The sequence below is a fragment of the Aeromonas sp. A35_P genome (assembly GCF_002259925.1).
Classification (GTDB): Bacteria; Pseudomonadota; Gammaproteobacteria; order Enterobacterales; family Aeromonadaceae; genus Aeromonas; species Aeromonas dhakensis.
In genome coordinates this window covers 1-25,026 of the sequence record NZ_NEVB01000215.1, presented here as the reverse complement: position 1 = coordinate 25,026, position 25,026 = coordinate 1, and the positions used below count along the sequence as shown (strand labels likewise).

The 25,026-nt window shown below is 63.8% G+C and carries 25 protein-coding genes and 1 pseudogene; 9 read left to right on the top strand and 17 right to left on the bottom strand.

Features of this window, described 5'->3' with window-relative positions:
* The first annotated feature begins 814 nt into the window (after window positions 1–814).
* Entirely contained in the window at window positions 815–1,828 is a 1,014-nt protein-coding gene (locus CAK78_RS16375; protein ID WP_094697976.1) for a GGDEF domain-containing protein, read from the top strand.
* A 60-nt stretch (window positions 1,829–1,888) separates the two neighbouring features.
* On the opposite strand, the gene CAK78_RS16370 is transcribed toward CAK78_RS16375, so the two are convergent.
* From CAK78_RS16370 to CAK78_RS16340, 7 genes and pseudogenes are all read right to left on the bottom strand, one after another.
* On the bottom strand, window positions 1,889–2,635 hold the full coding sequence (locus tag CAK78_RS16370; protein ID WP_005302657.1) for a substrate-binding periplasmic protein: 747 nt from the start codon (window positions 2,633–2,635) through the stop codon (window positions 1,889–1,891).
* A 76-nt stretch (window positions 2,636–2,711) separates the two neighbouring features.
* Entirely contained in the window at window positions 2,712–3,452 is a 741-nt protein-coding gene (locus tag CAK78_RS16365; RefSeq protein ID WP_094697975.1) for a substrate-binding periplasmic protein, read from the bottom strand.
* A gap of 73 nt (window positions 3,453–3,525) precedes the next feature.
* The gene (locus CAK78_RS16360) at window positions 3,526–4,023 is read right to left on the bottom strand and encodes a GDYXXLXY domain-containing protein (protein ID WP_094697974.1); all 498 of its coding nucleotides are present in this window, start codon (window positions 4,021–4,023) and stop codon (window positions 3,526–3,528) included.
* Complete coding sequence (locus tag CAK78_RS16355) at window positions 4,020–5,126, bottom strand: DUF4401 domain-containing protein (protein ID WP_094697973.1); 1,107 nt, start codon at window positions 5,124–5,126, stop codon at window positions 4,020–4,022. The genes CAK78_RS16360 and CAK78_RS16355 overlap by 4 nt, the downstream gene beginning before the upstream one ends.
* Window positions 5,119–6,057, bottom strand: a complete 939-nt coding sequence (locus CAK78_RS16350; protein WP_094697972.1) for a DUF2157 domain-containing protein — start codon at window positions 6,055–6,057, stop codon at window positions 5,119–5,121. Before CAK78_RS16350 ends, CAK78_RS16355 begins: the two co-directional genes overlap by 8 nt.
* 201 nt (window positions 6,058–6,258) lie before the next feature.
* Window positions 6,259–6,816, bottom strand: a pseudogene (locus CAK78_RS16345) (TMEM165/GDT1 family protein).
* 255 nt (window positions 6,817–7,071) lie between these two features.
* On the bottom strand, window positions 7,072–7,401 hold the full coding sequence (locus CAK78_RS16340) for a translation initiation factor (RefSeq protein ID WP_010633535.1): 330 nt from the start codon (window positions 7,399–7,401) through the stop codon (window positions 7,072–7,074).
* A gap of 120 nt (window positions 7,402–7,521) precedes the next feature.
* Between CAK78_RS16340 and CAK78_RS16335 the strand changes: the two genes are divergently transcribed.
* From CAK78_RS16335 to CAK78_RS16325, 3 genes are read left to right on the top strand one after another with little or no spacing between them, the layout of a single operon-like run.
* The gene (locus CAK78_RS16335) at window positions 7,522–7,749 is read left to right on the top strand and encodes a FeoA family protein (RefSeq protein WP_005302641.1); all 228 of its coding nucleotides are present in this window, start codon (window positions 7,522–7,524) and stop codon (window positions 7,747–7,749) included.
* The gene (gene feoB, locus CAK78_RS16330; protein WP_094697970.1) at window positions 7,746–10,019 is read left to right on the top strand and encodes a Fe(2+) transporter permease subunit FeoB; all 2,274 of its coding nucleotides are present in this window, start codon (window positions 7,746–7,748) and stop codon (window positions 10,017–10,019) included. The genes CAK78_RS16335 and feoB overlap by 4 nt, the downstream gene beginning before the upstream one ends.
* A complete protein-coding gene (locus CAK78_RS16325; protein ID WP_005302637.1) occupies window positions 10,016–10,258 on the top strand; it encodes a FeoC-like transcriptional regulator in 243 nt (80 codons plus the stop codon). Before feoB ends, CAK78_RS16325 begins: the two co-directional genes overlap by 4 nt.
* A 108-nt stretch (window positions 10,259–10,366) precedes the next feature.
* Here CAK78_RS16325 and CAK78_RS16320 read toward each other — a convergent pair whose 3' ends face one another.
* The 4 genes from CAK78_RS16320 to CAK78_RS16305 form a co-directional block, all read right to left on the bottom strand.
* On the bottom strand, window positions 10,367–10,846 hold the full coding sequence (locus CAK78_RS16320) for a WbuC family cupin fold metalloprotein (RefSeq protein WP_176452827.1): 480 nt from the start codon (window positions 10,844–10,846) through the stop codon (window positions 10,367–10,369).
* 134 nt (window positions 10,847–10,980) lie between these two features.
* Entirely contained in the window at window positions 10,981–12,252 is a 1,272-nt protein-coding gene (gene glgC / locus CAK78_RS16315; protein WP_094697968.1) for a glucose-1-phosphate adenylyltransferase, read from the bottom strand.
* 253 nt (window positions 12,253–12,505) lie between these two features.
* On the bottom strand, window positions 12,506–13,645 hold the full coding sequence (tapW, locus tag CAK78_RS16310; protein ID WP_094697967.1) for a type IVa pilus ATPase TapW: 1,140 nt from the start codon (window positions 13,643–13,645) through the stop codon (window positions 12,506–12,508).
* 59 nt (window positions 13,646–13,704) lie between these two features.
* Window positions 13,705–14,061 (bottom strand): DMT family protein, encoded by a 357-nt coding sequence (locus tag CAK78_RS16305; RefSeq protein WP_094697966.1) that lies wholly within the window; start codon window positions 14,059–14,061, stop codon window positions 13,705–13,707.
* 113 nt (window positions 14,062–14,174) lie between these two features.
* Here CAK78_RS16305 and CAK78_RS16300 point away from each other — a divergent pair, with 113 nt between their 5' ends.
* From CAK78_RS16300 to CAK78_RS16290, 3 genes are all read left to right on the top strand, one after another.
* Window positions 14,175–14,906: a substrate-binding periplasmic protein gene (locus tag CAK78_RS16300; RefSeq protein ID WP_094697979.1), complete on the top strand. Its 732-nt coding sequence runs from the start codon at window positions 14,175–14,177 to the stop codon at window positions 14,904–14,906.
* Between the two features lie 100 nt (window positions 14,907–15,006).
* Window positions 15,007–16,014 carry a vitamin B12 ABC transporter permease BtuC gene (gene btuC / locus CAK78_RS16295; protein WP_094697965.1) on the top strand — a complete coding sequence of 336 codons (1,008 nt, stop codon included), beginning with the start codon at window positions 15,007–15,009 and terminating at the stop codon, window positions 16,012–16,014.
* Window positions 16,001–16,786, top strand: a complete 786-nt coding sequence (locus CAK78_RS16290) for an ATP-binding cassette domain-containing protein (protein ID WP_176452826.1) — start codon at window positions 16,001–16,003, stop codon at window positions 16,784–16,786. Before btuC ends, CAK78_RS16290 begins: the two co-directional genes overlap by 14 nt.
* Before the next feature lie 21 nt (window positions 16,787–16,807).
* On the opposite strand, the gene aac(6') is transcribed toward CAK78_RS16290, so the two are convergent.
* On the bottom strand, window positions 16,808–17,266 hold the full coding sequence (gene aac(6') / locus CAK78_RS16285; protein ID WP_094697964.1) for an aminoglycoside 6'-N-acetyltransferase: 459 nt from the start codon (window positions 17,264–17,266) through the stop codon (window positions 16,808–16,810).
* 6 nt (window positions 17,267–17,272) lie between these two features.
* A complete protein-coding gene (locus CAK78_RS16280) occupies window positions 17,273–18,337 on the bottom strand; it encodes a 3-deoxy-7-phosphoheptulonate synthase (RefSeq protein ID WP_094697963.1) in 1,065 nt (354 codons plus the stop codon).
* Between the two features lie 156 nt (window positions 18,338–18,493).
* On the opposite strand from CAK78_RS16280, the gene CAK78_RS16275 reads away from it, so the two are divergent.
* Complete coding sequence (locus CAK78_RS16275; protein ID WP_094697962.1) at window positions 18,494–18,874, top strand: diacylglycerol kinase; 381 nt, start codon at window positions 18,494–18,496, stop codon at window positions 18,872–18,874.
* A 219-nt stretch (window positions 18,875–19,093) separates the two neighbouring features.
* Here CAK78_RS16275 and serA read toward each other — a convergent pair whose 3' ends face one another.
* From serA to CAK78_RS16250, 4 genes are all read right to left on the bottom strand, one after another.
* A complete protein-coding gene (gene serA, locus CAK78_RS16270) occupies window positions 19,094–20,326 on the bottom strand; it encodes a phosphoglycerate dehydrogenase (protein WP_005302616.1) in 1,233 nt (410 codons plus the stop codon).
* A 360-nt stretch (window positions 20,327–20,686) separates the two neighbouring features.
* Window positions 20,687–21,340, bottom strand: a complete 654-nt coding sequence (gene rpiA, locus CAK78_RS16260; RefSeq protein WP_094697961.1) for a ribose-5-phosphate isomerase RpiA — start codon at window positions 21,338–21,340, stop codon at window positions 20,687–20,689.
* Between the two features lie 174 nt (window positions 21,341–21,514).
* Window positions 21,515–22,114, bottom strand: coding sequence for a 5-formyltetrahydrofolate cyclo-ligase (locus tag CAK78_RS16255; RefSeq protein WP_054544545.1), 600 nt, complete (start codon window positions 22,112–22,114; stop codon window positions 21,515–21,517).
* Window positions 22,115–22,242: 128 nt separating this feature from the next.
* The gene (locus CAK78_RS16250; RefSeq protein ID WP_094697960.1) at window positions 22,243–23,577 is read right to left on the bottom strand and encodes a Na+/H+ antiporter NhaC family protein; all 1,335 of its coding nucleotides are present in this window, start codon (window positions 23,575–23,577) and stop codon (window positions 22,243–22,245) included.
* A 310-nt stretch (window positions 23,578–23,887) separates the two neighbouring features.
* Between CAK78_RS16250 and dapB the strand changes: the two genes are divergently transcribed.
* Window positions 23,888–24,700: a 4-hydroxy-tetrahydrodipicolinate reductase gene (gene dapB, locus CAK78_RS16245; RefSeq protein ID WP_094697959.1), complete on the top strand. Its 813-nt coding sequence runs from the start codon at window positions 23,888–23,890 to the stop codon at window positions 24,698–24,700.
* Window positions 24,701–25,026 lie beyond the last annotated feature (326 nt).

Genomic DNA, 25,026 nt, shown 5'->3' with positions numbered 1-25,026 from the left:
TAGCTAATCGACCCTACACGCTTATTGCACCCTACTCGACCTTACAGATTGCCCCAAGCGTCGCATCCGCATGGGGGCATGGGCAAAGCCCCGGAGGCTGACGGGGCACCCGTCGAGGGTGAAACCCTCGCCCTTGCCGCAGGCGCGGGAGACCGGCTGGGCTCCGCCAAAGACGCTGCCGCCCCTGACTGTCGCCGTCACCTTGCGCCCTTGACCATCCATGAATATGCGGGGCCAACGGGGGCCGATGGTCATCTTACGGAACCCGCCTCGGCGGGGCCATCCAAATCCATGAAATTAGTGATGCAACCATCAGAATTGAATGGTTTTTCTCCTTTGCTGCAAAGTGGCAACCGGCGGTTGACCCAGGTTGGGGGTGTGATGGAAGGTGAGCCCCGAGCCCCGAGCCCCGAGCCCCGAGCGCGCTGACAGCCGGGTAGAGACACGGGGAGAGTGGCAAGCCGAGAGCTGAACCGAGTGGCGAGCCAGGTGAGGGCAATGGCAGGGGAGCGTCACGAATAAAGGCGGCCAGCGACAGGGGCCATCACGATACCGAGCTCGCTTGAGTGGCACCGGCAAGCTGCCGCAGCCAAAAGCTTCGCACGACAGGCGCCGCTTGCTTCGGCAGTGGGCGCTGATTACCTCTTAGAGCGGGTTATCTCGCGTTGGCTGCAAACGGAGCACGTTGCTGGACAATCGAGGGTCGTTCGGCGACAAAGGGCGGCAAAAGCGCAGAGATAGCGCCGCGATGGGGGCGGGCGGCGGGTGAAGGGGCTATGGTTTCAGGAATAGACATGCAAGCAGGGAGGTGTGCATGGACAGAATATTGCAGGCGTTGTCGCTGCAAGTGACCGGGGCGCGGGATCTGGAGAGCCTGACCCGCCCGCTGCTGGAGATGCTCGAGACGGTCACCGGGCTCGAATCCACCTATCTGACCGAAATCGACCTTGGTCACGACACCCAACATATCCGCTATGCCCGCAACGCCGCCGACCTGCAGATCCCCGAGGGGGCCTCGGTGGCCTGGGGCGATACCCTCTGCCGGCGGGCCCTCGACGAGGGGCGCTTCTACACCGACGATGTGGCGAGCTGCTGGGGGGATTCCCAGGCGGCGCGGGCCCTTGGCATTCGCACCTACCTGAGCTGCCCGGTGCGCACCCCCTCCGGCTCCCTCTATGGCACCCTGTGTGCCGCCAGTGCCGAACACAAGCCGCTGACGGCGGGCTCGGATCACCTGATCGCCTTCTTCGCCCGGCTCATCGCCGAGCAGGTGGAGCGTGAACAGCTGGTGATCCAGCTGCAGCAGGCCAACAACGAGCTGTCGCGCCAGGCGCTGAGCGACCCGTTGACCGGGCTGCCCAACCGGCGGGCCTTGATGCTCGAGCTCAACCGCCTCTTTGCGCTGGCTGAGCGGGTCGAGCATCCACTGTTGATAGGCTTTATCGATCTCGACGGCTTCAAGGCCATCAACGACATCCACGGCCACGATGTGGGGGACCTGTTGCTGCAACGGGTGGCGGCGGCGCTCTCCTGCGTGCTGCGCGGCGGCGATTTGCTGGCGCGGGTGGGGGGCGACGAGTTCGTGGCGGTGGGGATGGGGCCGCCGTGCGGCGACGAGCCGCAGGTGATGGCGGTACATGGCTTTCAGCGCCGGCTGTTCGAGGCGAGCCTGGTGTCGCTCGAGCTGCCCGCCGGAGCGCTCCATTATGCCGGCGCCAGCGTGGGGGTGGTGGCCACCGATCCGGCCCTCAGCACGGTGGACGAGGCGCTGAGGCTGGCCGATGCCTGCATGTACGAGGTCAAGCGCCAGCGTCGTCGGCCGAGCTGACGGGCAGGTGAGACAGGCAAACAAAAGGGGCCCCGCTGGGCCCCTTCTTCATGTCGCCCCTCAGCGTGCGGGGAAGTACTTGCTCTGGATCTGCTGGAATTCGCTGCTGGCCAGCACCTGGGTCAGGCCGCTCTGGAACTCCTTGACCAGCTCGTCGCTCACCGGGTGGCTGAAGGCGAAGCAGAACTGCTCGGAGCTCAACATCCAGAACACCTTGAACTGGGCGGGATCCAGCTGCTGGGAGGCGATCAGATCCAGCATGGTGGTCTTGTTGGTGGAGATGAGATCGACCCGGCCCGAGGTGAGCATCTTGAGCGCCTGGGGCAGGCGGTTGGCCGGCAGGATCTTCTGCTCGTCGAAGCCGTTGTTGAGCAGCAGCTGCTCCCCCACGTCGGCCCGCACCGCCCCTATGTTGTACTGCTGGGCATCTTCCAGCCTGGCTATCTTGACCGGGTTCTTGGCCAGCCCCATCAGCACGATCTCGGCGTAACCGATGGGGCAGGCCCACTTGAACAGGGGATCCCGCGCCTCGGTGCGGGCGGTGGAGAAGAGCACCACGTTGGGTTTCTGGGTCAGCAGGTAGTAACCCCGCGCCCAGGGCATGATGGTGACGGTCTGCGGCGGGGTGTTGGTTTTCTTCCACACCTGTTGCAGCAGCTCGACGGCGAGCCCGGTGGGGGCGCCCGCCTCGTTGGAGAAGTTGTAGGGTTTGTACTCTTCGCTGAGGTAGTGCAGCTTGCCAAGCTCGGGACTGGCCTGGGCCAGGGTGGCAAACACGAGTGCGGCGAATCCGGTCCATTTTTTCATTTTGGCCATCCTGGTGGGGTGTTGCGTCACTCTCAAGTGTTATCAAAGCCGGCCAAATCGCCAGCCGTGGCACGGCTCACGGCATGTATTGGCGTCGCAGGGCCTGATAGTCCGGCGAGGCGAGCGCCTGGTTGAGGGCGCGCTGAAACTGCTTGATCACCCCGTCATCCACCTGGCGGCTGAAGGCGTAGCAGAGCTCCTCGGCATCCAGTACGAAGGCCACCGTGAACTCGTTGGCATCGAGCTGCAGCTCCTTGATGGCGTCGTAGCCCGCCAGCTTGCCGGTCGCCAGCAGATCGGCGCGGCCCGACACCAGCATCTTCAGCCCCTGGCTCAGCCGGTTGGCGGGGATGATGCGGTTCTCGTCCATGCCGCGGTTGAGCAGCAACTGCTCGGAGGCATCGGAGCGCACGGCGCTGATGCGGTAGTCGTTGATCTGCTCGACCGCGCTCAGGGTAATGGGGCGGCGCTTGTAGGCCAGCAGCACGTACTCGGCGTGGCCGATGGGGCAGGCCCACTTGAACAGGGGATCGCGGGTGTCGGTGCGGGCGGTGGAGAAGAGCACCACGTTGGGTTTCTGGGTGAGCAGGTAGTAACCCCGCGCCCAGGGCAGGATGCGGATGGGCTGGGGGGGCGTCTGGGTGTTTTGCCAGATGCGCTGCAGCAGCTCCACCGCGAGGCCTGCGGGCTGGCCGGTGGCATCGGTGAAGTTGTAGGGGGGATACTCCTCGGTCAGGTACTCCAGCTTGCCGAGCTCGGCCTGCGCCGTGCCAAGGCATGACAACAGCAGCAGACAACCGAAAAAACCTCTCCTCATGGGCGATCCTTGGCGTAGCGCGGGCGATCCATCTTGCCCTAGTGTGGGCAAAAAAGCCTGATATTGCCAGCAGTTACCAGCGCGCTCTGGGGTTGCCCAGCGGTTTTAGCTGCTCATCGCGCAGCCCCACCAGCAGGGCCTTGCCGCTCTCTTGCAGGCGAAATTCGCCGTAGCGCGCCGCCTCGTACTGCTCGCCGGTGCCCTCTTCGAAGAAGTAGGCATCGGGGCCGATGCGCCACTGGCCATCGCTTTGGCGTACCTGCAGCCGCCGTTCATCCGGGGCCAATCGATCAGGCTTGCCCCCTTCCACCCAGCTGGCGATCTGCCGGTCGTCGAGGCGGATCACCAGGGTGTCGGCGGGGGCCTCGTCGTGGCGCCGGTTGCCGAGCTGGCGGGCCAGCTCGTAGTTGAGGCGCATGTAATCCCCCTGCATCAGGGAGCGCGGGTCGACCGGGGCGAGGCGCAGCAGCACCACCTCGCCACCGCTCATGGCGTGCTCGTAGCGCCAGACGGTGACATTGATGGCCGCCAGGATGGCGAGGCCGGTCAGCAGCAGGGCGAGTCGTCTCATGAGGGGCTCCGCGGGCTCAGCCGTTTGAGCAGCTGGCGGGCGCCGAGCAGCAGGGCGCCCGAGCCCAGCAGCAGCCAGGATTTGGTCATCAGGGTCAGCCCCAGATCGTAGTAATAGAGGGAGCCAAAGCCGACCAGCAGCAGGCCGGCCAGGGTCATCAGGCCGACGCTGCCGGCATAGAAGCCGAGCACCAGCACCAGGGCGCCGGCCCCCATGCCGGGGATGAGAGCGCTGAGCAGCACCAGTGGCAGCCCGTACAGCAGCGGCAGTTTCAGCCGGATCATCAGTCCCAGCACCAGGGCGCCGGCCCCCATGCCGGGGATGAGAGCGCTGAGCAGCACCAGTGGCAGCCCGTACAGCAGCGGCAGTTTCAGCCGGATCATCAGTCCCAGCAGCAGGGCGGCGCAGAGCAGCGGGTTGAGCCAGAGCGGCAGGCGGGAGTGGCCGAGCTCGTCGAGCATGCTGGCGCCGCCCTCCCACAGCGGGTGGTGCAGGCGCCCCAGCACCAGCAGGGAGAGCGCCAGCCCCAGGGTGAGGGATTCATAGAGCTGATGGCGCACGGGATCGCGCTCGGCCTGCAGCCAGCAGAGGGCCACTGCCGTCATCACCAGCGGCAGGGCCAGCAGTTGCAGGCCGAGGCAGGCGAGGCCCAGGGTGAGCAGGATGGCGGTGGCGAAGCTGTGGAACAGCCGGATCAGCCAGTGCTCGAACAGGGCAGCGATGGCCAGCGACAGCAGGGCGAGGCCGAACCAGAGCGGGGCCGAGTGCAGATCCAGCCGATCGAGCAGGCCGTAGAGCAGCCAGGCATCGCCGGCCAGCGCCAGCGCCAGCACGAACTGATCCCACAGATCGCTGCGGGTGGCGAAGCGGTTGAGGCAAAAGGCGATGGCCATCAGCACGATGCCCATCAGCAGGGCGCTGTTGGCATCCCGGGTGAGCTGGGAGAACGACATGAACAGGAAGAACAGCAGGAACAGGGCGGCAATCCAGCCCACCATGCCGAGCAGAAAGCGGCTCGACCAGTGGGGCTGGTCGTCGCGGGGGGCATCCCCTTCCACCAGTTGGGCCCGTTGCAGTCGCTGCCAGGGGGTCAGATCACTCATGGGGCCTCCGTTGTTGTTGCAGCCAGCGGCTGGCGGCCACCGACAGGCCGATGGCGATGAGGCAGAGCAGCAGGAAGCCGTCGACGTCCGGCTCCATCCATTTGCCGAGCGCCGTCAGCAGCACCACGATGAGGCTCAGGCAGCCCATGGCGAGCCCGGCGATGAACCTGTGGTGCCAGCGCAGGTAGGCGGCCGCCAGCCAGCCGAGCCAGGCCGGCCAGACCCAGGGGGAGGCAGCATCGAACAGCGCCAGCAGGGTCAGCAGGGTGACGCCGAGCCCGGCGGCCAGCCCCGCCAGCCAGGAGGGCATCAGCCGGTAGCGGGCGGGCACCAGCAGCAATATGCCCCAGAGGGCGGCGTTGAACAGGGTCAGGCTCCAGCCGAGGGCCTCCTCGTCGAAGGCGAAGAAGAGGTCGAACAGGCCGAGCCGCCAGTAGAGCACCAGCGCCAGCTGACCGAGCAGCCAGCTCAGGGTCCACAGCAGCGGGCTCTGGCCGAGTGCCGCCAGTGGCAGCAGCATCAGCGCCCAGGTGGCGAACAGTTGCCAGGGATCGGCGCCGGTCTGGTAGGTTTGCCCCACCAGCGCCAGCAGGGCGCCGATGTTGAGGGCGATGGCGAGCAGCAATGCCTGGCGCTGGCTGTCGGCGAGAGGCTTGCGCCACAGCAACAGCAGCATGGCGAGCAGCGGCAGCTCCAGCAGGGCGAGGCGCGAGAGGCGGCCGAGCTCCTGCCAGTTGAAGGCGACGAAGAACACCAGACCGGCGCCGAGGCACAGGCTGCCGAGCCAGAGCAGCAGCCGATCGAACAGCCACTGCCAGCGGGCAGGGCCGGGGGGCAGCTCGCACAGGGCGAGAGCGGCGGGCAACTGGGCCCGGTCGAGACGCCCGCGCCTGACCCAGTCGAGCAGCGTCTGTCTTGAGGTGAAGTGCATGGGATGCTCCATCAGGTTTGCCGCATTATGCCACGGCCATGGCGCCGGTTGGCAGCCCCCGTCTGCGGGCATGCCGGCCCGATATGCGGGCAGCAAAAAGCCCCGCCAAAGGCGGGGCTTGCGTGCAAGGAGACGACATGGGCGCGGGAGCGGCGTCGGCAAGTGCTCACCCTTGCCTCGTCACCTTCTGATCCGGCCGGGTCAGGCGAACAGCAGGGTGCTCACTCCCAGGCCCACGAACAGGATGGCGCAGGCGATGCGGATCCCCTTGAGGGGCAGGCGATCGGCCCACAGCTTGCCAAGCAGCACCACAGGCACGTTGGCCAGCATCATGCCGAGGGTGGTGCCGGTGATGACCTGGATCAGGGAGTCATACTTGGCCGCCAGCAGCACGGTGGCGATCTGGGTCTTGTCGCCGATCTCGGCGATGAAGAACAGCACGAAGGTGGCCATGAAGGGGCCGTATTTGTCGAGCGGGCTCTCCTCGTCGTCCATCTTGTCAGGCACCAGGATCCAGGCGGCCATGGCGATGAAGGCACCGGCCACCAGATAGGTCATCACCTTGGGGTCGAGCCAGCGGCTGATGAACTCGCCAAGCTAGGCGGCGCCAGCGTGGTTGAGCAGGGTGGCTGCCAGCATGCCGGCGATGATGGGCCAGGGCTTGCGAAAACGACAGATGAGCAACAGCGCCAGCAGCTGGGTCTTGTCGCCGATTTCGGCGATGGCCACGCTGAGGGTTGAGGTTAACAAGGCTTCCATAAAAATGACCGGGGGACGGAATTGTTATACCTGAGACAAGCCTGCGCCATCCGTCCCCGGTATTGGCACTGGCCCGTCAAAGGTCTTGTCAAATCCGCGGCTGGCGTGGATCACCCTGACCATGGTGAGTTGGCACCAAGTATGTTGATCAGGGTCGCGAACCGGTTTGGGGCCGGCTGGCGAGACTACTCCCCCTCGATGGGAGCGGGCATTCTAGGGAAAAAGCGAAAGTGACGCAAGCCGGGCGAGCGGGGGTCAGCCGCCTACCAGCTTGACGCTGAAACCGGCCTTCTCGAGCTCGGCCTTGATCAGATCCCGCTTGTCCCCCTGGATCTCGATCACCCCCTCTTTGAGGCCGCCACCGGTGCCGCACTTTTTCTTTAGCAGGGTGGCGATGCTCTTTTGCTGGTCGGCCGGCACGCCGTGGATGGTGATGACCCCGGCGCCCTTGCGCCCTTTGGTTTCGCGGCGGATGCGCACCACCCCGTCGGTGGGGAAGGGGGAGGCGGATTGCGGCTGGCTCTGTTCTTTGATGATGCCGCCGTCCGTGCTGTAGACCAGGCGGCTGTTGTTGTCGTGACTCATGGCAGATATTTGTGAGTTAGCTAAGCGGAGTTTGATTTTACTCAAATAAGCGTTGAAAACACGGATTATAATGCCCTCAAGTAAAAGAGAATTATTATTGTTTAACTTCGGGAGTCAGTCATGGTACTCGCGCAGTTGTCACCGGGACAGAGTGCTCGCATCAAGAACATGAATCAATTGACCCGTCCCTTGCGGCGCAAGCTGATGGTGATGGGCTTGCTGCCCCAGACTGAAGTCATCTACTTGCGCGCGGCCCCGCTCGGGGATCCGCTGCAGATCCAGTGTCAGGGGATCTGCCTCTCAATGCAGAAAAGCCTTGCCCAGCAAATCGAGGTCGAACCGGTATGAACTACTCCCTGGTAACCGTCGGCAATCCCAATAGCGGCAAGACCTCCCTGTTCAATGCCCTGACCGGGGCCCGCCAGCAGGTGGGCAACTGGAGCGGCGTCACCGTCGACAAGAAGATGGGCGAATTCAGTGCCCAGGGCCACGACTACAAACTGATGGACCTGCCCGGCATCTACAGCCTGGCCAATCAGGAGGGGAGCCTGGACGAGCAGATCGCCAGCCGCTTCGTGGAGGGTCAGCAGCCGGATCTGCTGCTCAACGTCATCGACGCCGCCAACCTGGAGCGCTCCCTCTACCTCACGCTGCAACTGCGCGAGCTGGGGCTGCCCATGGTGGTGGTGCTCAACAAGATGGACATCCTGCAAAAGCGGCGCATCACCATCGACGAGAGCAAGCTCGGCAAGACCCTCGGCTGCCCGGTGGTGGCCCTCTCGGCCCACAATCGCCAGCAGGTCGCCGCCTTCAAGAACCAGATCCAGCAGTTTATCGGCCAGCCGCAGCCGGCGCTGCTGTTGGACTACGGCAGCGAGCTGGAAAAAGATCTGGCGGAGCTGGAGACCCTGCTCGCCCCGCACCACCTCACCGCCCGTGGCCGCGCTTTGCGCCTGCTGGAAGAGGATGCGGTGATGCAGGAGACCTTGCTGCCCGGCCAGCAGGCCGCCGCCGCCAACGTGGTGGCCCGCGCTCACCACGGGCAGGATGTGGACCTGCAGCTGGCGGACATCCGCTACGGCCACATCCACCAGTGGGCCGCCCAGGCGTGCCAGCAGAAGGGCAAGCTCACCGCGGCCCAGAGCGAGCGGCTCGATCGGGTACTGCTCAACCGCTGGTTTGGCATTCCCTTCTTCCTGCTGGTGATGTACCTGATGTTCATGTTCGCCATCAAGGTGGGCAGCGCCTTCATCGACTTCTTCGACATCATGGGCGGTGCCCTCTTTGTCGATGGCGTCCACCACCTGCTGGGGCTGGTCCATGCGCCGGACTGGCTGGGGGCCATCCTGGCGGACGGCTTCGGGGTGGGCTTGCAGACCGTCGCCACCTTCATCCCGGTGATCGGCTGCCTCTACCTGTTCCTGGCGGTGCTGGAGAGCTCCGGCTACCTGGCCCGCGCGGCCTTTGTGGTGGATGCGCTGATGCGTCGCCTCGGCCTGCCGGGCAAGGCGTTCGTGCCCATGCTGATGGGCTTTGGCTGCACCGTGCCCTCGGTGATGGCGACCCGTACCCTCAACTCCGAGCGTGAGCGGCTGATGACCTCGGCCATGGCCCCCTTCATGTCGTGTGGTGCCCGCCTGCCGGTCTACGCCCTGTTCGCGGTGGCCTTCTTCCCCGAGTCGGGTCAGAACCTGGTGTTCGGTCTCTACCTCATCGGCATCCTGGTGGCGGTGCTCACCGGCCTGTTGCTGCGCAGCACCCTGCTGCCGGGCAAGAGCGACTCCATGCTGATGGAGATGCCGGATTACGAGTGGCCGCGCCCGGTCAACGTCGGCATCAAGACCTGGCAGAAGCTCAAATCCTTCGTGTTTGGCGCCGGTAAAACCATAGTTCTGGTGGTCGCCGTGCTGAGCGTGCTCAACTCGCTCGGCACCGACGGCAGCTTCGGCCACCAAGACCAAGAACGCTCGGTGCTGAGCAAAATCAGCCAGGCGGTTACTCCTGTGCTGCACCCCATCGGCGTGCGCGATGACAACTGGCAGGCCACGGTCGGCATCGTCACCGGCATCTTCGCCAAAGAGGCGGTGGTCGGTACCCTCAACAGTCTCTACGCCGGCAGCGGCGACGGGGAGGAGGAGGCGAGCGAGTTCTCCCTGGCGACCAGCTTCCAGGAGGCGATCGCCGCAGTCGCCACCAACCTGGCCGACATCGACCCGACCGACCCCATGGGGCTGGCGGTGGGCAACCTGGATGACCAGCAGGCCGCCGCCGAGGCGCAGGAGGTGGACGTCTCCACCTACGGCAACATGCAGAGCCACTTCGACGGGGCAGCCGGCGCCTTCGCCTACCTGTTGTTCGTGCTGCTCTACATGCCCTGCGCCGCCGCCATGGGCGCCCTGGTGAGGGAGACCGGCCGCCAGTGGGCCCTGCTGACCGCCGCCTGGTGCAACTACATGGCCTTCATGTGCGCCACCGTCTTCTATCAGCTGGCCACCTTCGCCGCCCACCCCGAGCAGAGCCTGTTCTGGGTGGCGAGCTACGGCCTCTCCCTGCTGCTGCTCTGGTGGCTGGGCCGTCGCCACGGCGACATCGTCGCCCGCAAGGTGGTGGCCCTATGATCCTGCGTGAGCTGGGGGAGTACCTCGCCGCGCAGCAGAAGGCGAGCCGGCGCGAGCTGGCCCGCCACTTCCACACCTCGGAAGATGCGGTGGAGGCCATGCTCGGCGTCTGGATGCGCAAGGGGCGGGTCGCCAAGCGGGAGACCCAGGTGTGCGGCGGCTCCTGCTGTGGCAAGAGTCAGGAGGTGATGTTCGAGTGGTGCGAGCCGGGCCAGATTGGCCTGGTGCAAAAGGGTTGAGCCCTGGGCTCTGCCGGGGTTCGACATCCCACTCTCGGAGATAAAAAAGACCCGCCGCTGGCGGGTCTTTTTATTGGCGCGTGTTCGCCTTGTTCGCGTAGGGGCAGATCAGCGCCCCGGCCAGCGCTGGCCCACCTCGGCGTGGCGATACCAGTCCATCAGCGCCTGCTGGCCCTGGATGTCGTCCACCGCCGGTGACCAGGGGGCGAAGTCCTCTTCCCGAAAGGGAGCGTAGGGGCCGTGCTTGACCTCGAAGATGACGGCGCCGGGGTCGAGAGAGAGCACCGCATGCCAGCTGGCGACCGGGGTCTCCAGCACAGAGGTCTCTTCCCCCAGTACGGCGCGGGCAATGACGGTGCCCTCGTCATCGAAGTTGAGCACCACGAAACGGCCCTGCAGCGAGGTGAGCAGCTCCCAGGTCTGCAGGTGGCGATGGGGGCGGATATAGGTACCCGGCTCCATGGCGATGGCCAGGCGCTGGATGGGGTCGGCCAGCTCCTGATGCAGATTGTGGTTCATGCGCAGGCGCGGGGATTGGGCGGCCTCGTCGGCGAGGCTGGCAAGGCGGGCAACATCCAGTTTTTTCATATGCGATTCCATGGTGAGACGAAGGCTGGGCCGAGGGCAGAGTAGCATGCCAGCAGACCTGTCAGGCAAGGGGAGAGCGGTAAGCAAATGTAAAAAGGGAGCCACCATGACCCCCTCTTGCCGACGCGGCGGCATCACAGTCTGGCCAGCATCTCCTGGGTGACCAGTACGATACCCTGCTCGGAGCGGTAGAAGCGGCGGGCATCCTCGCTGGCGTTTTCCCCCACCACCAGTCCTTCCGGCAGCTTGCAGCCCTTGTCGATCACCACCCGGCGCAGCCGGCAGCCCGGGCCTATCTCGACTCCGGGGAAGATCACCGCCTGATCCAGGGTGCAGAAGGAGTCGACCCGCACATTGGTGAACAGCACCGAGCTCACGATGAAGGAGCCGCTGACGATGGTGCCGCCGGCAAACATGGAGTTGATGGTCATGCCGTGCTGGCCGTTTCTGTCCTGCACGAACTTGGCGGGCGGGGTCATGTTCTGGCTGGTCCAGATGGGCCAGTCCTGATCATAGATGTCGAGCTCGGGGGTGACGGAGGCGAGATCCATGTTGGCTTCCCAGAACGACTCCACCGTGCCCACGTCGCGCCAGTAGGGGCGCTTTTGCGGGCAGCAGCCGACGCAGGACATGCTGAATGGGTGGGCGTAGGCGGTGCCCTCTTGCACCACCCGGGGTATCACGTCCATGCCGAAGTCATGGTGAGAGGCCGGGTTGGCGAGATCCTCTTCCAGCAGCTGGTAGAGGTAGTCCGCCTCGAAGATGTAAACCCCCATGGAGGCCAGCGCGGTGTCGGGCTTGTCCGGCATGGCGGGTGGATTGGCGGGTTTTTCGACGAAGGAGTTGATCTTGCGATCGCCGTCCACCGCCATCACCCCGAAGGCGCTCGCCTCCTGGCGCGGGACCTCGATGCAGGCCACCGTCACCCTGGCCCCCATGTTGACGTGATCGAGCAGCATGGCGGCGTAATCCATCTTGTAGATGTGATCCCCCGCCAGCACCACCACGTATTTGGGGCCGTGATCGCGAATGATGTCCAGATTCTGGTAGACCGCATCGGCGGTGCCGCGATACCAGTTGACCTCGTCCACCCGTTGCTGGGCCGGCAGCAGATCGATGAACTCGTTCATCTGGTAGCGAAGGAAGGACCAGCCGGACTGCAGGTGGCGCAGGAGGCTGTGGGATTTGTACTGGGTCACTACCCCGACCCGGCGAATGCCGGAGTTGATGCAGTTGGAGAGTACGAAGTCGATGATGCGGAACTTGCCGCCGAAGTGTACTGCCGGTTTCGCCCTGTTGTCCGTCAACTGTTTGAGGCGACTGCCCCGCCCTCCTGCGAGAACCAGAGCCATGGTCTCGTTCAGCAACTGCCTTGACTGTGCTGTATTGGCTGGTTGTAACAACATTGAATACCCCTTTATTGATAGAACTCTTTGATAGTGCCTCCTTTGAAGCCAGTATGAAAGTGCTTTCACTCACACTTCTCACACGGTTTTCCGGTCAAGTGATGGTTTTGTCATTTATGGTGACGACTTTTGTCGCAGATGGGCTGTTCGTTCACCAGATGTCACTGTCTGCTACGGGCGAGGAGGGATCAGGCCGCCGGGATATGAAAACACCCGCCGGGGCGGGTGTTTGCAGGTTCAAGTGGGAGGCGGGTCAGAACAGATCGTCCTTCTCGTCCTTGGTGGGCTCCAGGCTCCAGCCGGTGGCGTCGCTGCTGCTGGCGATCTGGCCCTTCTCCCTCCACAGCTTGATCTTGAGGCGCAGGTTGTTGGCCGAGTCGGCGTTCTTCACCGCCTCCTCCTCGTCGATCACCCCTTCCACCACCAGATCGAACAGGGCGCTGTCGAAGGTGACCATGCCGAGGGCCTTGGACTTCTCCATCACCTCCTTGAGACCGCCAAACTCGCCACGCTTGACCATGTCGCGGATGGTATGGGTGCCCAGCATGATCTCCACCGCCGCCCGGCGGCCACCCTCTTTGGTCTTCACCAGTCGCTGGGAGACAAACGCCTTGAGGTTGTTGCCAAGATCGTTGAGCAGCTGGGGCCGGCGCTCTTCCGGGAAGAAGTTGATGATGCGATCCAGCGCCTGGTTGGCGTTGTTGGCGTGCAGGGTGGAGATGGCGAGGTGGCCGGTTTCGGAGAAGGCCAGCGCGTGCTCCATGGTCTCGCGATCGCGAATTTCGCCGATAAGGATCACGTCCGGTGCCTGGCGCAGGGTGTTTTTCAGGGCGGCGTGGAAGCTGCGGGTATCCACCCCCACTTCGCGCTGGTTGATGATGCTCTTGCGGTGGCGGTGCACGAACTCCACCGGATCCTCGATGGTGATGATGTGGCCGCCGCTGTTGCGGTTGCGATGGTCGATGAGGGCCGCGAGCGAGGTGGACTTGCCCGAGCTGGTACCGCCGACGAACAGCACCAGCCCCCGTTTTTCCATGATGGTGTCGAGCAGCACGGGGGGCAGTTTCAAGTCCTCGAAGCGGGGGATCTCGGTCTTGATGTTGCGCGCCACCAGAGAGACTTCGTTGCGTTGCTTGAAGATGTTGATCCGAAAGCGGCCGATCTGGGGCAGCGAGATGGCGAGGTTCATCTCCAGCTCCCGCTCAAACTGCTGCTTCTGCTCGCCGTCCATGATGGCGTCGGCTATGCTGGCCACCTCGCCGGGCTCGAGCGGCGTTTCGTTCAGGGGGCGCAGGCCGCCGTTGAACTTGGCACAGGGGGGCGCGCCGGTCGACAGATAGAGGTCTGAGCCGTCCTGCTTGGCCAGGATCTGTAGCATGTCTCGCAATTCCATGGTTTTTGCCTCGTCTATCAAGGAGATGCCTTGCTGGGGATGTTATTGAGTGTACAGCGTCAGGCGCCGGTGAGTTTCTCGCGAAAGACAAAAAAGACCGCACCCAGGATACACAGGCCGGCCCACAGGTAATCCCACTTCAGATCCTCTTTCAGATAGAAGAGGGAGAAGGGAACGAACACGGTGAGGGTGATCACCTCCTGCAGGATCTTGAGCTGGCCCACCGAGAGCACGGTATGGCCGATGCGGTTGGCAGGCACCTGCAGCAGGTATTCAAACAGGGCGATACCCCAGCTCACCAGGGCGGCGATGATCCAGGGTTTGTGATTCATGCTCTTGAGGTGGGCGTACCAGGCGAAGGTCATGAAGACGTTGCTGCACAGCAGCAGGCCGATACTGGTGAAGATAGGGTTCATTAGGTTCTCCTTTAAAATCAATCGCATTTTATCGCCGAACCACGGGTTCTCATAAGTGGGGCGGCAGGGTATTTTTAATCCATCAAGGATGAAGAGACTGAGGGTTGTACGAGATGGGCAAGACAAGCTGGGGTGTGCTTGGTCTGCTGTTTGCCTGCCTGGTGCACGGGGCGCCGACCCTGACGGTAGCCACCGATGTCTGGCCGCCGTTTCGGATTGCGCAGCCGGACGGTTGCTTCGGCGGACTGGACATGGATATCTTGCAGCAGCTGCAGCGCCGCAGCGGCATCCGCTTCGAAGTGAAGCGGGTCCCCTGGGGGCGGGCGCTCAAGCAGATGCAGACCGGTCAGGTAGACCTGATGATAGGGCTGGCCATGACGGCGGAGCGGGCGGCGTTCATCGACTATCTGCAGCCGGCCTATTACCAGTGCCTGCCGGCCTTCTATGGCAAGGGGGCGGCCATATCGACCCTGCGCACCTATGCCGATCTGCTGGGACACAGGGTGGGTTATGTGCTCAACTCGGCCTATTTCGAGCCGTTCGATTCCGACCGTCGGCTCGACAAGCACGGGGTGCCCACCGAGGAGCAGCTGCTGCGCATGGTGCAGCGTGACCACCTGCCGTTGATGATAGGTACCGACTGTCAGGTGGATTACGCCCTGAGCCGGGACAAGGAGACGGGGGTGCGTAAGGCGCCCTACCAGCCGCCTGAGCCTGTTGTGCTCTATCTGGGCATGAGCAAGCGCTCTCCCCATCAGGCGCTGCAGCAACCGCTGGCACTGGCCCTGCAGGAGCTGGTGGCAAGCGGCGAGATCGCCGCCCTCGCCAAGCCTTACCAGCCTTGACCTTGGGTAGCAACACGCTGTTATCATGCGTTTTTCATGACTCGCGCCAGCTGCTCGACAGGCTCTGGCGGCGACTCGTTCTCACCTTCGGAGAGCCTCTGTGTACCTCTCTTTGCTCGCCCGTCAGCAGCGCTGGCAGCGGCGCTGGCTGCTCGGCCTGCTGCTACTGACCCTGGCGCTGTTCCTCTGCTCCCTCGCCTGGGGCGAATTCGTCTTGCTGCCCTGGCAGCCGCTGGGAGATCTCGAGCAGCGCATTCTGCTGGAGCTGCGCCTGCCGCGCGCCCTGCTGGCCCTGCTGGCGGGGGCGGCGCTCGCCTGCGGTGGCGCCGTGCTGCAGGTGATGCTGCACAACCCGGTGGCCGAACCCGGCCTGCTCGGCGTCTCGAGCGGGGCGGGACTGGCCGCCATGGTGGCGATGGCGGTGGCCAAGGCCCTCGGCGTCTATCTGCCGGGTTGGGGGTTGTCGCTGGCGGCCTTCGGCGGTGCTCTGCTGGTGACCATGCTGCTCATCCGGCTGGCGCGCCGGGCCCGGCTCGGCCACGCCCGGCTGCTGCTGTTCGGGGTCGCCGTCGGCATCCTTACCAACGCCGCCATGACCTGGCTGATGTACTTTGCCGATGACGGCTCCTTGCGTGAATTCATGTTCTGGATGATGGGGAGCCTCTCTTACGGCAGCCAGCAACTGGCCTGGTGGTGGCTGCTGTTCCCGCTCGCCCTCGGCTGGCTCGGCTGGCAGGGCAAGGCGCTGCAGCAACTGCTGCTGGGGGAGACCCAGGCCCGCCTGATGGGGCTCGATGTGGACAAGATGCGGGTGCGGCTGGTGCTGGCGGTCTGCCTGCTCACCGGCATGGCGGTGGCGCTGTGCGGCGTCATCGGCTTCGTCGGGCTGGTGGTGCCCCATCTGCTGCGCCTGTGTGGCGGCAGCGATCAGCGCTTCCTGCTGCCCGCCTCGGCGCTGGGGGGCGGCGCCCTGCTGCTGGCGGCTGATCTCATCGCCCGCTCCGCCCTGCAGGCGGGGGAGCTGCCCATCGGGGTCATCACCGCCTCGGTCGGCGCCCCGCTCTTCATCTATCTGTTGTTGAGGCAAGATGCCCATGCCAGCACCTGAAATCCTCGGGGGTCAGCCACCCTTGCTGGCGGCCCGTGCCCTTGCCGTCGCCAACCGGCTCGCCCCCCTCGACCTTGCCTGGCAGGGGGGCCAGCTGGTGGCCCTGCTCGGCCCCAACGGCAGCGGCAAGTCGACCCTGCTCGGCGCCCTGGCCGGCCTCTTGCCGGGGCAGGGGGAGGTGCGCATCGGCGGCGAGTCGCTGGCGGACTTGAGCTGGCCGGCGCTGGCGCAGCGGCGCGCCATGCTGCCCCAGCGCCAGCCCCAGCTGTTTCATATCCCGGTGTTTCAGGTGCTGAGCCTGGGGCTCGATGAGGCTCAACCTGCGGCCAGACAGAACAAGGCTATTCAGGCGCTGTGCCAGGCGCTGGAGCTGGAAGCTTTGCTGGCGCGGGACTTCAGCCGGCTGTCTGGGGGGGAGCAGCAGCGGGTGCTGATCGCCCGTACCCTGCTGCAGGTGTGGCCGAGCCTCAACCCGGGCGGACGAGTATTGCTGCTGGACGAACCGCTGGCGGGGCTGGATCTGCACCATCAGCTGGCGCTGCTGCGGCTGCTAAAGCAGCTGGCCGGGCAGGGGTTGCTGGTGGTGCTCGCCATCCATGACATCAACCTGGCCATCGACTGGGCCGATCGCCTGCTTTGTCTGCAACAGGGGAGGGTGGTGCGGGAAGGAGGCGTCGAACTGGTGGACGAGGCGCTGCTGGCACAGGTATTCCAGATCAAGACCGATCGTATCGAGGCGGGTGGCCGGGTCTGGTTTATGCCGAGCCTGTGAGAGACAAACAAGGCCCTGGCGTCAGCCGAGGGCCTTTTTGAAGAAGACGACCCGCTCCGTTTCGGCAAAGCCGAGTCGCTGGTGCAGTTGCTGGGAGGCAAGGTTGTCGATGGCGGCGTCGGAGGCCAGCTCGCGACAACCGAGCTCACGGCCCCACTGGGCCACCCGGGCAATCAAGGCCTGGGCCAACCCGCGCCGGCGCGAGGCCGGCTGCACATAGATCCCTTCCAGATAGACCACAGGGCTGCTCTCGCAGCCGTTCACGTAATCGTGGCGCAGGGCCGCATCGGCAAAGGCCACCGCCTGGCTCTGCACATCCAGCACCAGAAAGGCGTTGAGATGGGCTGTGGCCAGCAGTTCGGCCCCTTCTTGCTGATGGGCCGCCATTTCGTGGTTTGGCCACAGCTGCTGGCGCAGGGTTGCCCACTGCGCCAGCAGTGTCTCGTCGAGGGGCACTATCCGCCAGTCGGCGTTCGTCATCCGCACTCAGGCCTGCTGCTTGGCAAGGCGCACCTGGGCGGCCTCGGCCAGCATGGCCAGCAGGGTTTCGGTGTCGCTCCAGGAGAGGCAGGCATCCGTGATGCTCTGGCCGAAGGTGGCGGCGCAGCCGTTCTCCACATCCTGCCGCCCTTCCACCAGGAAGCTCTCGGCCATGATGCCGGCAATGCCGGTGCGACCGCGGCGCAGCTGATCGCAGATATCCTGCGCCACCAGCAGCTGGCGACGGTGATCCTTCATGCTGTTGCCGTGGCTGAAATCCACTACCAGCCGCTCGGGCAGGCCGACGTCGGCCAATGCTTCGCACGCTTCATCGATGCTGGCGGTGTCGTAGTTGGGTCTGTGGCCGCCGCGCAGGATCACGTGGCCATAGGGGTTGCCGGCGGTACGGTAGATGGTCATCTTGCCGTCCTTGTCCGGGGAGTAGAAGATGTGGCTGTGACGGGCGGCGCGCACCGCATCGATGGCGATACGGGTGTTGCCGTCGGTGCCGTTCTTGAAGCCGACCGGGCAGGAGAGGGCGGAGGCCATCTCGCGGTGCACCTGAGATTCGGTGGTGCGCGCGCCGATAGCGCCCCAGGTGATGAGGTCGCTGATGTACTGGCCGGTCACCATGTCGAGGAACTCGGTGGCGGTGGGCATGCCGAGGGCGTTGATGTCCACCAGCAGCTTGCGGGCCAGTTTCAGCCCTTCGTTGACGTCGAAGCTGCCATCGAGGCGCGGATCATTGATGAGGCCTTTCCAGCCGACGATGGTGCGCGGCTTCTCGAAATAGGTGCGCATCACGATGCACAGGCTCTCTTTATACTGCTGGCGCAGGGCATTGAGGCGCAGGGCATACTCGTGGGCGGCGGCCGGATCGTGAATGGAGCAGGGACCGACGATGACCAGCAGACGCTGATCCTCACCGGCCAGGATCGCTTCCACTTCGCGGCGGGCATCCAGCAGGTTCTGGGCAACGTTGTCGCTTAACGGGAAGGCGTGCGCCAGCTCGCTGGGAGTGATCAGGGACTCCAGGCGACGGGTGCGCAATTCATCGGTGTGAATGGACATACGACTCGATTCTCGAAATGGGTGGCGTGGGCAGTAGCGTTGACTGAGTGCCAGAAAAGGCAAAGGGATAAAATAAAGCAAAAAACCCCTGATGGAAACCTCGAGGGGCTCTGATAGGATGTGAGCCCCAAAACGATTCCAAATGAGGTAGATAGCGTGGCAAAGCTAGGGGCAACCGGGGTCACCCGCATCATCAATGCAACCGGTTACAGCATGAAGGGGCTCAAGTCAGCCTGGATCAACGAGGCCGCCTTCCGGCAGGAGCTGATGCTGATCCTGCTGTTGATGCCGCTAGCGTTCTGGATCGGCGATACCCTCGATCAAATCCTGCTGCTCATTTGCATCAGCTGGCTGGTGGTGATCGTCGAGGTGCTCAACTCCGCCGTCGAGGCGGTGGTGGATCGCATCGGCTCCGAACATCACGAGCTCTCCGGTCGCGCCAAGGATCTGGGCTCCGCCGCCGTCTTCATCGCACTGGCCCTCAACGCCCTGGTGTGGGGCGCCCTGGTGGGCCGCAACCTGCTGGGTTGGTGGTAAGCCGGGCCTTATTGTCTGTCGCATTGTCTGTCGCGTATTTTCCCGCTCTCTTTGCAAGAGGGCAGGATGAGGGCGGTTTCATCTCCCCCTCATCCCCAACCCTGCTCCCGCGAGGGGAGAGGGGGATAAAGGCGCAACGACGTGGATCTGCGCTGAGCATCGCAGCATAAAAAAGCCCGTCATTGCGACGGGCTTTTTGCTGGGCGGCTGTGAGGCTGATCAGTGCAGGATGCGGGCACGGATGGTGCCGCCGATCTCCTTGAGCTTGGCCAGCGCCTTCTCACTGTGCTCGGTCTCCACGTCGATCACCACGTAGCCGATGTGGCTGCTGGTCTGCAGGTATTGACCGGCGATGTTGATCCCCTCGTCGGCGAAGATCTGGTTGATCTGGTTCATCACGCCAGGCTGGTTGCGGTGAATGTGCAGCAGGCGGCTGGAGCCCTTGTGACCCGGCAGGGAGACCTCGGGGAAGTTGACGGCGGAGAGGGTAGAGCCGTTGTCGGAGTATTTGACCAGCTTGTTGGCCACTTCTAGGCCGATGTTCTCCTGGGCCTCCTGGGTGGAGCCGCCGATGTGCGGGGTCAGGATCACGTTGTCCAGCCCGCGCAGCGGGGTGAGAAACTCCTCGTCGTTGGACTTGGGCTCGACCGGGAAGACGTCGATGGCGGCGCCGGCGAGGTGGCCGCTCTTGATGACGTCGGCCAGGGCGTCGATGTCCACCACGGTACCACGGGAGGCGTTGATGAAGATGGCGCCCGGTTTCATCATGCGCAGTTGCTCGGCACCGATGAGATCCTTGGTGGAGGCGGTCTCAGGCACGTGCAGGCTGATGACGTCGGACATGTTGAGCAGCTCGACCATGCTCGGCACCTGGATGGCGTTGCCGAGCGAGAGCTTGTTCTCGATGTCGTAGTAGTAGACCTTCATGCCGATGCTCTCGGCGATGATGCCAAGCTGGGTGCCGATGTGGCCGTAGCCGATGATGCCGAGCTTCTTGCCACGGGCTTCTACCGAACGGTTGGCCAGCTTTTCCCACACACCGCGATGGCACTTGGCGTTCTTCTCCGGGATGCCGCGCAGCAGCAGCAGGATCTCCCCCAGCACCAGTTCGGCCACCGAGCGGGTGTTGGAGAAGGGGGCGTTGAACACCGGGATGCCGCGCAGGTGGGCGGCATCCAGGGAGACCTGGTTGGTGCCGATGCAGAAGCAGCCGATGGCCACCAGCTTGTTGGCGGCATCCAGCACCTTCTCGGTGATCTGGGTGCGCGAGCGCAGCCCCACGAAATGCACGTCACGAATACGCTCGATCAGCTCTTCTTCGGAGAGAGAGGTCTTCAGATACTCCACACTGGTGTAACCTGCGGCACGAAAGGTTTCCACTGTGTTGGGGTGAACCCCCTCCAGCAGCAGCACCTTGATTTTATCCTTGTCCAGTGAAAACTTGGCGGTCATGACGATCCCTCTATGTTTGCAAAAGTGAGTGCAGATATGGTGTGTGAAGAAAACCGTAAAGTAGCAAAAACGTTGGGGAGAGGGAATATTTGTGACGAAAGTCAAATTCTTTGAAGTTTTCAACGATAGTTGTAAACGAGGGTTTGCAACTCATTGAGCAACAAATAAAAACGGCGCCATGGGGCGCCGTCTTTCATTGCGAAGGGATCATGGATGACCTGATCCGGTCCATCAAAGGTCAGCTGATGATCACGCCGTCCGGGGTGCCGATCACCACCACGTCTGCCCCGCGGTGGGCGAACAGGCCGTTGGTGACTGTGCCTACCATGATGCCGTTGAGCTGCGTTTTGGCAGACAACCTTATTGGGTGATGACCCCGTCGGGAGTACCAATCAGCACCACGTCTGCCCCGCGGTGGGCGAACAGGCCGTTGGTGACGGTGCCAACGATGGCATTGAGCTGCACTTCCAGCCCCTTGGCATCGGTGATGGCCATGCCTTTCACGTCCAGGATGTGGTTGCCGTTGTCGGTGACCACACCTTCACGCCAGACCGGGTTGCCGCCCAGCTTCTTGATCTCGCGGGCCACGTATTCGCGGGCCATGGGGATCACTTCCACTGGCAGCGGGAAGGTGCCCAGCACGTCGACCGTCTTGGTGTTGTCGATGATGCAGATGAACTTGTCGGCCACGGCGGCGACAATCTTCTCGCGGGTCAGGGCCGCGCCACCGCCCTTGATCATGTCGCGGGTGCCGTTGATCTCGTCGGCACCGTCCACGTAGACGGAGAGGGCGTCGATCTCGTTGAGGTCATACACAGGGATACCGAAGCCCTTGAGGCGTTCGGTGGAGGCCACGGAGCTGGATACCGCTCCCTTGATCTCGTCCTTCATGGTCGCCAGTGCATCGATGAAGTGGTTGACGGTAGAGCCGGTGCCTACCCCGACGATGGTGCCGGGAACCACATACTTGAGCGCAGCCCAACCGGCCGCCTTCTTCATTTCATCTTGAGTCATGATCGATCCTTTGGAAAAAAGCGGCCGCATTATATCCAAGCCGCCATCCCAGAGCGACCACCCAGCTCACGTTCCGGGCCAAAAACCTGCAAGATGTAAATCGTTTGCCTGTTTATTGCGCCATGTCATTGCACACATGGCTGTGTCAGCAAGAGCCGAGCGCCGCTTCCGGCCTCAGTCGGGAAAGTGCCAGCAGCGGCTGGGAGTGATGATCTGGGGCAGCGGCACGTCCCACTCCTCCTGCGGCACCGCGTCTACCTGCTGGCAGTCGTGGGCAATCCCCAGCGGTTTGGGGCCGAGCCTGTGCTCGTGCCAGCAGGCGAGGGTGCGATCATAGTAGCCGCCGCCCATGCCGAGCCGGTTGCCTGCCGCGTCGAACGCCACCAGGGGTGTGCAAATCAGATCGAGGGTGCTGTGGGGCACCACCTGCTGCATGTCGAGCTCAGGTTCGGCGATGCCGTAACGGTTGCGGGTCATGGGGCTGGTGGCGGTGTAGCGCAAGAAGAGCAGGTGGCCCGGGGTGAAGGGGTGCAGCACCGGCAGGTAGACCTCTTTTTGCTGGGCCCACAGCCAGTGGATGGCGGGCAGGGGGTTGAGCTCACCGTCGTTGGCCAGATAGAGGGCGATGCGCCTGGCAGCCAGGATCTCGGGATGCTGCTTGAACTGGGCAACCAGCTGCTGGGCCGCCTGCTGCTGCTCGGCCTGGGTCAGGCTCTTTCTGCGTTGGCGGATGAGCTGGCGCAGGGATTGTCTTTCAGGCTGGGTATCCGGCATGGGGGCTCCTCTGATGAACGGGCTACGGGGCGATAAGGGGATCGCACTGGCAGGCGATCACCTTAACAAGGCCGCGCCGGGTTGAACAGCGCGGCTCGGCCGCCGGGTGGGACCCGGCGGCCGCACTATCAGGCGTGGGCGGCTTTGCGCATCTGGTGTTTGACGAACACCGCCACCAGAGCGGCCAGCGCCAACGCCATGGGGTAGAAGCTCATGCTCACCACCGCCAGCGGCGAGAGGGCGAAGATGGAGCCCAGCAGCAGCGCCTGGGCGCCCCAGGGGATCAGCCCCTGCACCACACAGGAGAAGATGTCGAGCATGGAGGCAGCGCGGCGCGGGGTTACCCCGTGGTGATCCGCCAGATCCTTGGCCACCTTGCTGGCGACGATAATGGCCACCGTGTTGTTGGCGGTGCAGAGGTTGGTGAGGCCCACCACCCCGGCGATGCCGAGCTCGGCCGCCTTCTCGTTCTGTTCGCCGTCGTGCTGACGGGTAAAGCGGGCGATGAGGGCGCTGATGCGGGTGCTGATCCAGGCCAGTCCCCCCTGGCGCTCCATCAGGGCGCCGAGGCCGCCGATCAACATGGAGAGCAGGAAGATCTCCTGCATGCCGGTGAAGCCCTGATAGATGTCCTTGCTGAACTGGCCGAGGGGGTAATCCCCCAGCAGACCGACCCCGCCAGCGGCCACAATGCCGAGCCCCAGTACCATGAAGACGTTCATGCCAGAGAGGGCCAGCACCAGGATCAGCAGGTAGGGCATCACCTTGAGCAGCTCGATATGGGCCTCGGTGGCGGGGGCATCCCCGACCGACCCCAGGGTCAGATAGAGCAGGATCACCCCGATGGCGGCCGGGGCGGCAATCTTGAAGTTCTCGCGAAACTTGTCCTTCATCTCGCAGCCCTGGCTGCGGGTGGCCGCAATGGTGGTGTCGGAGATGATGGAGAGGTTGTCGCCAAACATGGCGCCGGAGAGGATGGTGCCCGCCATCAGCACAGGATCGATGCCGGCGGCCTGGGCCACGCCCTGCGCCACCGGTGCCACGGCGCCTATGGTCCCCATGGAGGTGCCCATGGCGGTGGCGATGAAGGCGGAGATGAGGAACAGCCCAGGCAGCAGGAACCAGCCGGGGATGAGGGAGAGACCAAGCGCGACCGTGGCATCCACCCCGCCGGTGGCCTTGGCCACGGTGGCGAAGGCACCCGCCAGCAGATAGATGAGGCACATCGCCATGATGTTGCTGTCACCGACCCCCTTGAAGAAGGTCTCGAGGTTCTTGTTGAACCCCTCCTTGCCCAGCACCAGCGCCAGCATGACGGCGGGGAGGGCGGCGACGGGGGCGGGCAGCTGATAGAAGGCGAACTCGACCCCCTGCAGGGTCAGCCAGGTGCCGGTACCGATAAAGAGAGCAAGAAAGACCAGCAGAGGCAGCAGGGCTCTGGCGCTGGGTTGAGTCTGGATCATGTGTTCCTCGATGGTTGTACATGACCTCCCTGTCTCAGCCAGCCCGCAGTGGGGTGAGCGTGGCGGGCATCCTGCCGCTATGGGGTGCCTACAGTAGTGAGTCGTGCCCGCCCGGTCAAGATAGACGTCCAGATGGATGCTGCTTTTTGTCTGGTGATTTTGTTGAATTGATTAAATCCGTGAAATATTCGGATTTCGTTGAATATGTTGTTGATTTTTCGGGTGACCAACGACGCCCACGGCGGGCTTTTCAAAGCGGGCACAGGCTGGTAAAACGGTCTCTTTCCTTAATAGAGATGAGAGGGTGGAGATGGACAATCCGATCCGTGTGGCTGTGATGGGCTGTAATGGTCGTATGGGCAAGGTGCTGCTGGAGGCGATCAGCCATGCCGAGGGCGTGGTGGTCGGGGCGGCGCTGGAGCGACCGGGCTCCGCCGTGATCGGGCTGGATGCCGGCGAACTCAACGGGCTGGGGCGGCTCGGCGTCATCATCAGCGACAGCCTGGACAAGGTACGGGACGAGTTTGATCTCATCATCGACTTCACCCGCCCCGAGGTGACCCTGGCCAACCTGGCTTTCGCCCTGGCCCATCACAAGCAGATGGTGATCGGCACCACCGGCTTTGACGACGCGGGCAAGGCGGCGCTCCAGGCTGCCGCCGGCGAGATCGGCATCGTCTTCGCCTCCAACTACTCGGTGGGCGTCAACCTGGTGTTCAAGCTGCTGGAGCAGGCCGCCAGAGTGATGGGGGATTACACCGACATCGAGATCATCGAGGGGCACCACAGACACAAGGTGGATGCACCGTCCGGCACCGCGCTCTCCATGGGGGAGGTGGTGGCCAAGACGCTCGGACGTGACTTGAAAGAGTGCGCCGTTTACGGCCGCGAGGGGATCACCGGCGAGCGGGATCGCAACACCATCGGCTTTGCCACCATTCGCGCCGGCGATCTGGTGGGGGAGCACACCGTCATGTTCGCCGACATCGGCGAGCGGGTGGAGATCAGCCACAAGGCCTCCAGCCGCCTCACCTTCGCCAACGGTGCGGTGCGCGCCGGCAAGTGGCTGAAGGGGCAGGGCGCCGGCCTCTATGACATGCAGGACGTGCTCGGTCTCAAGTAACCACATCCACTGACATCACGGCACCCGTGGTGTGCACGAAGGGCTGCCCGGCCCGTTGTCTGCTAGAAACCCCGCTCATGCGGGGTTTTTTATTGGTGATTTTGTATAAATGCCGCTTACGCTGTGATTTTCATGCGAAACGGCATAAACCCTTCCTCTCTGCTGCTGCACCGGATCTGCCATTGCACAAATGTCATCGACTGGTAACGAAATTGGGCCTCAATAGCCCCTGCAAGGGCATTTTTTTACATCCACTAAAACAGACTAAAAATTCAAACGAAGAAAAACGTTTTCCATTTTTCATGGCCACTCATCCTCCCTAAAAA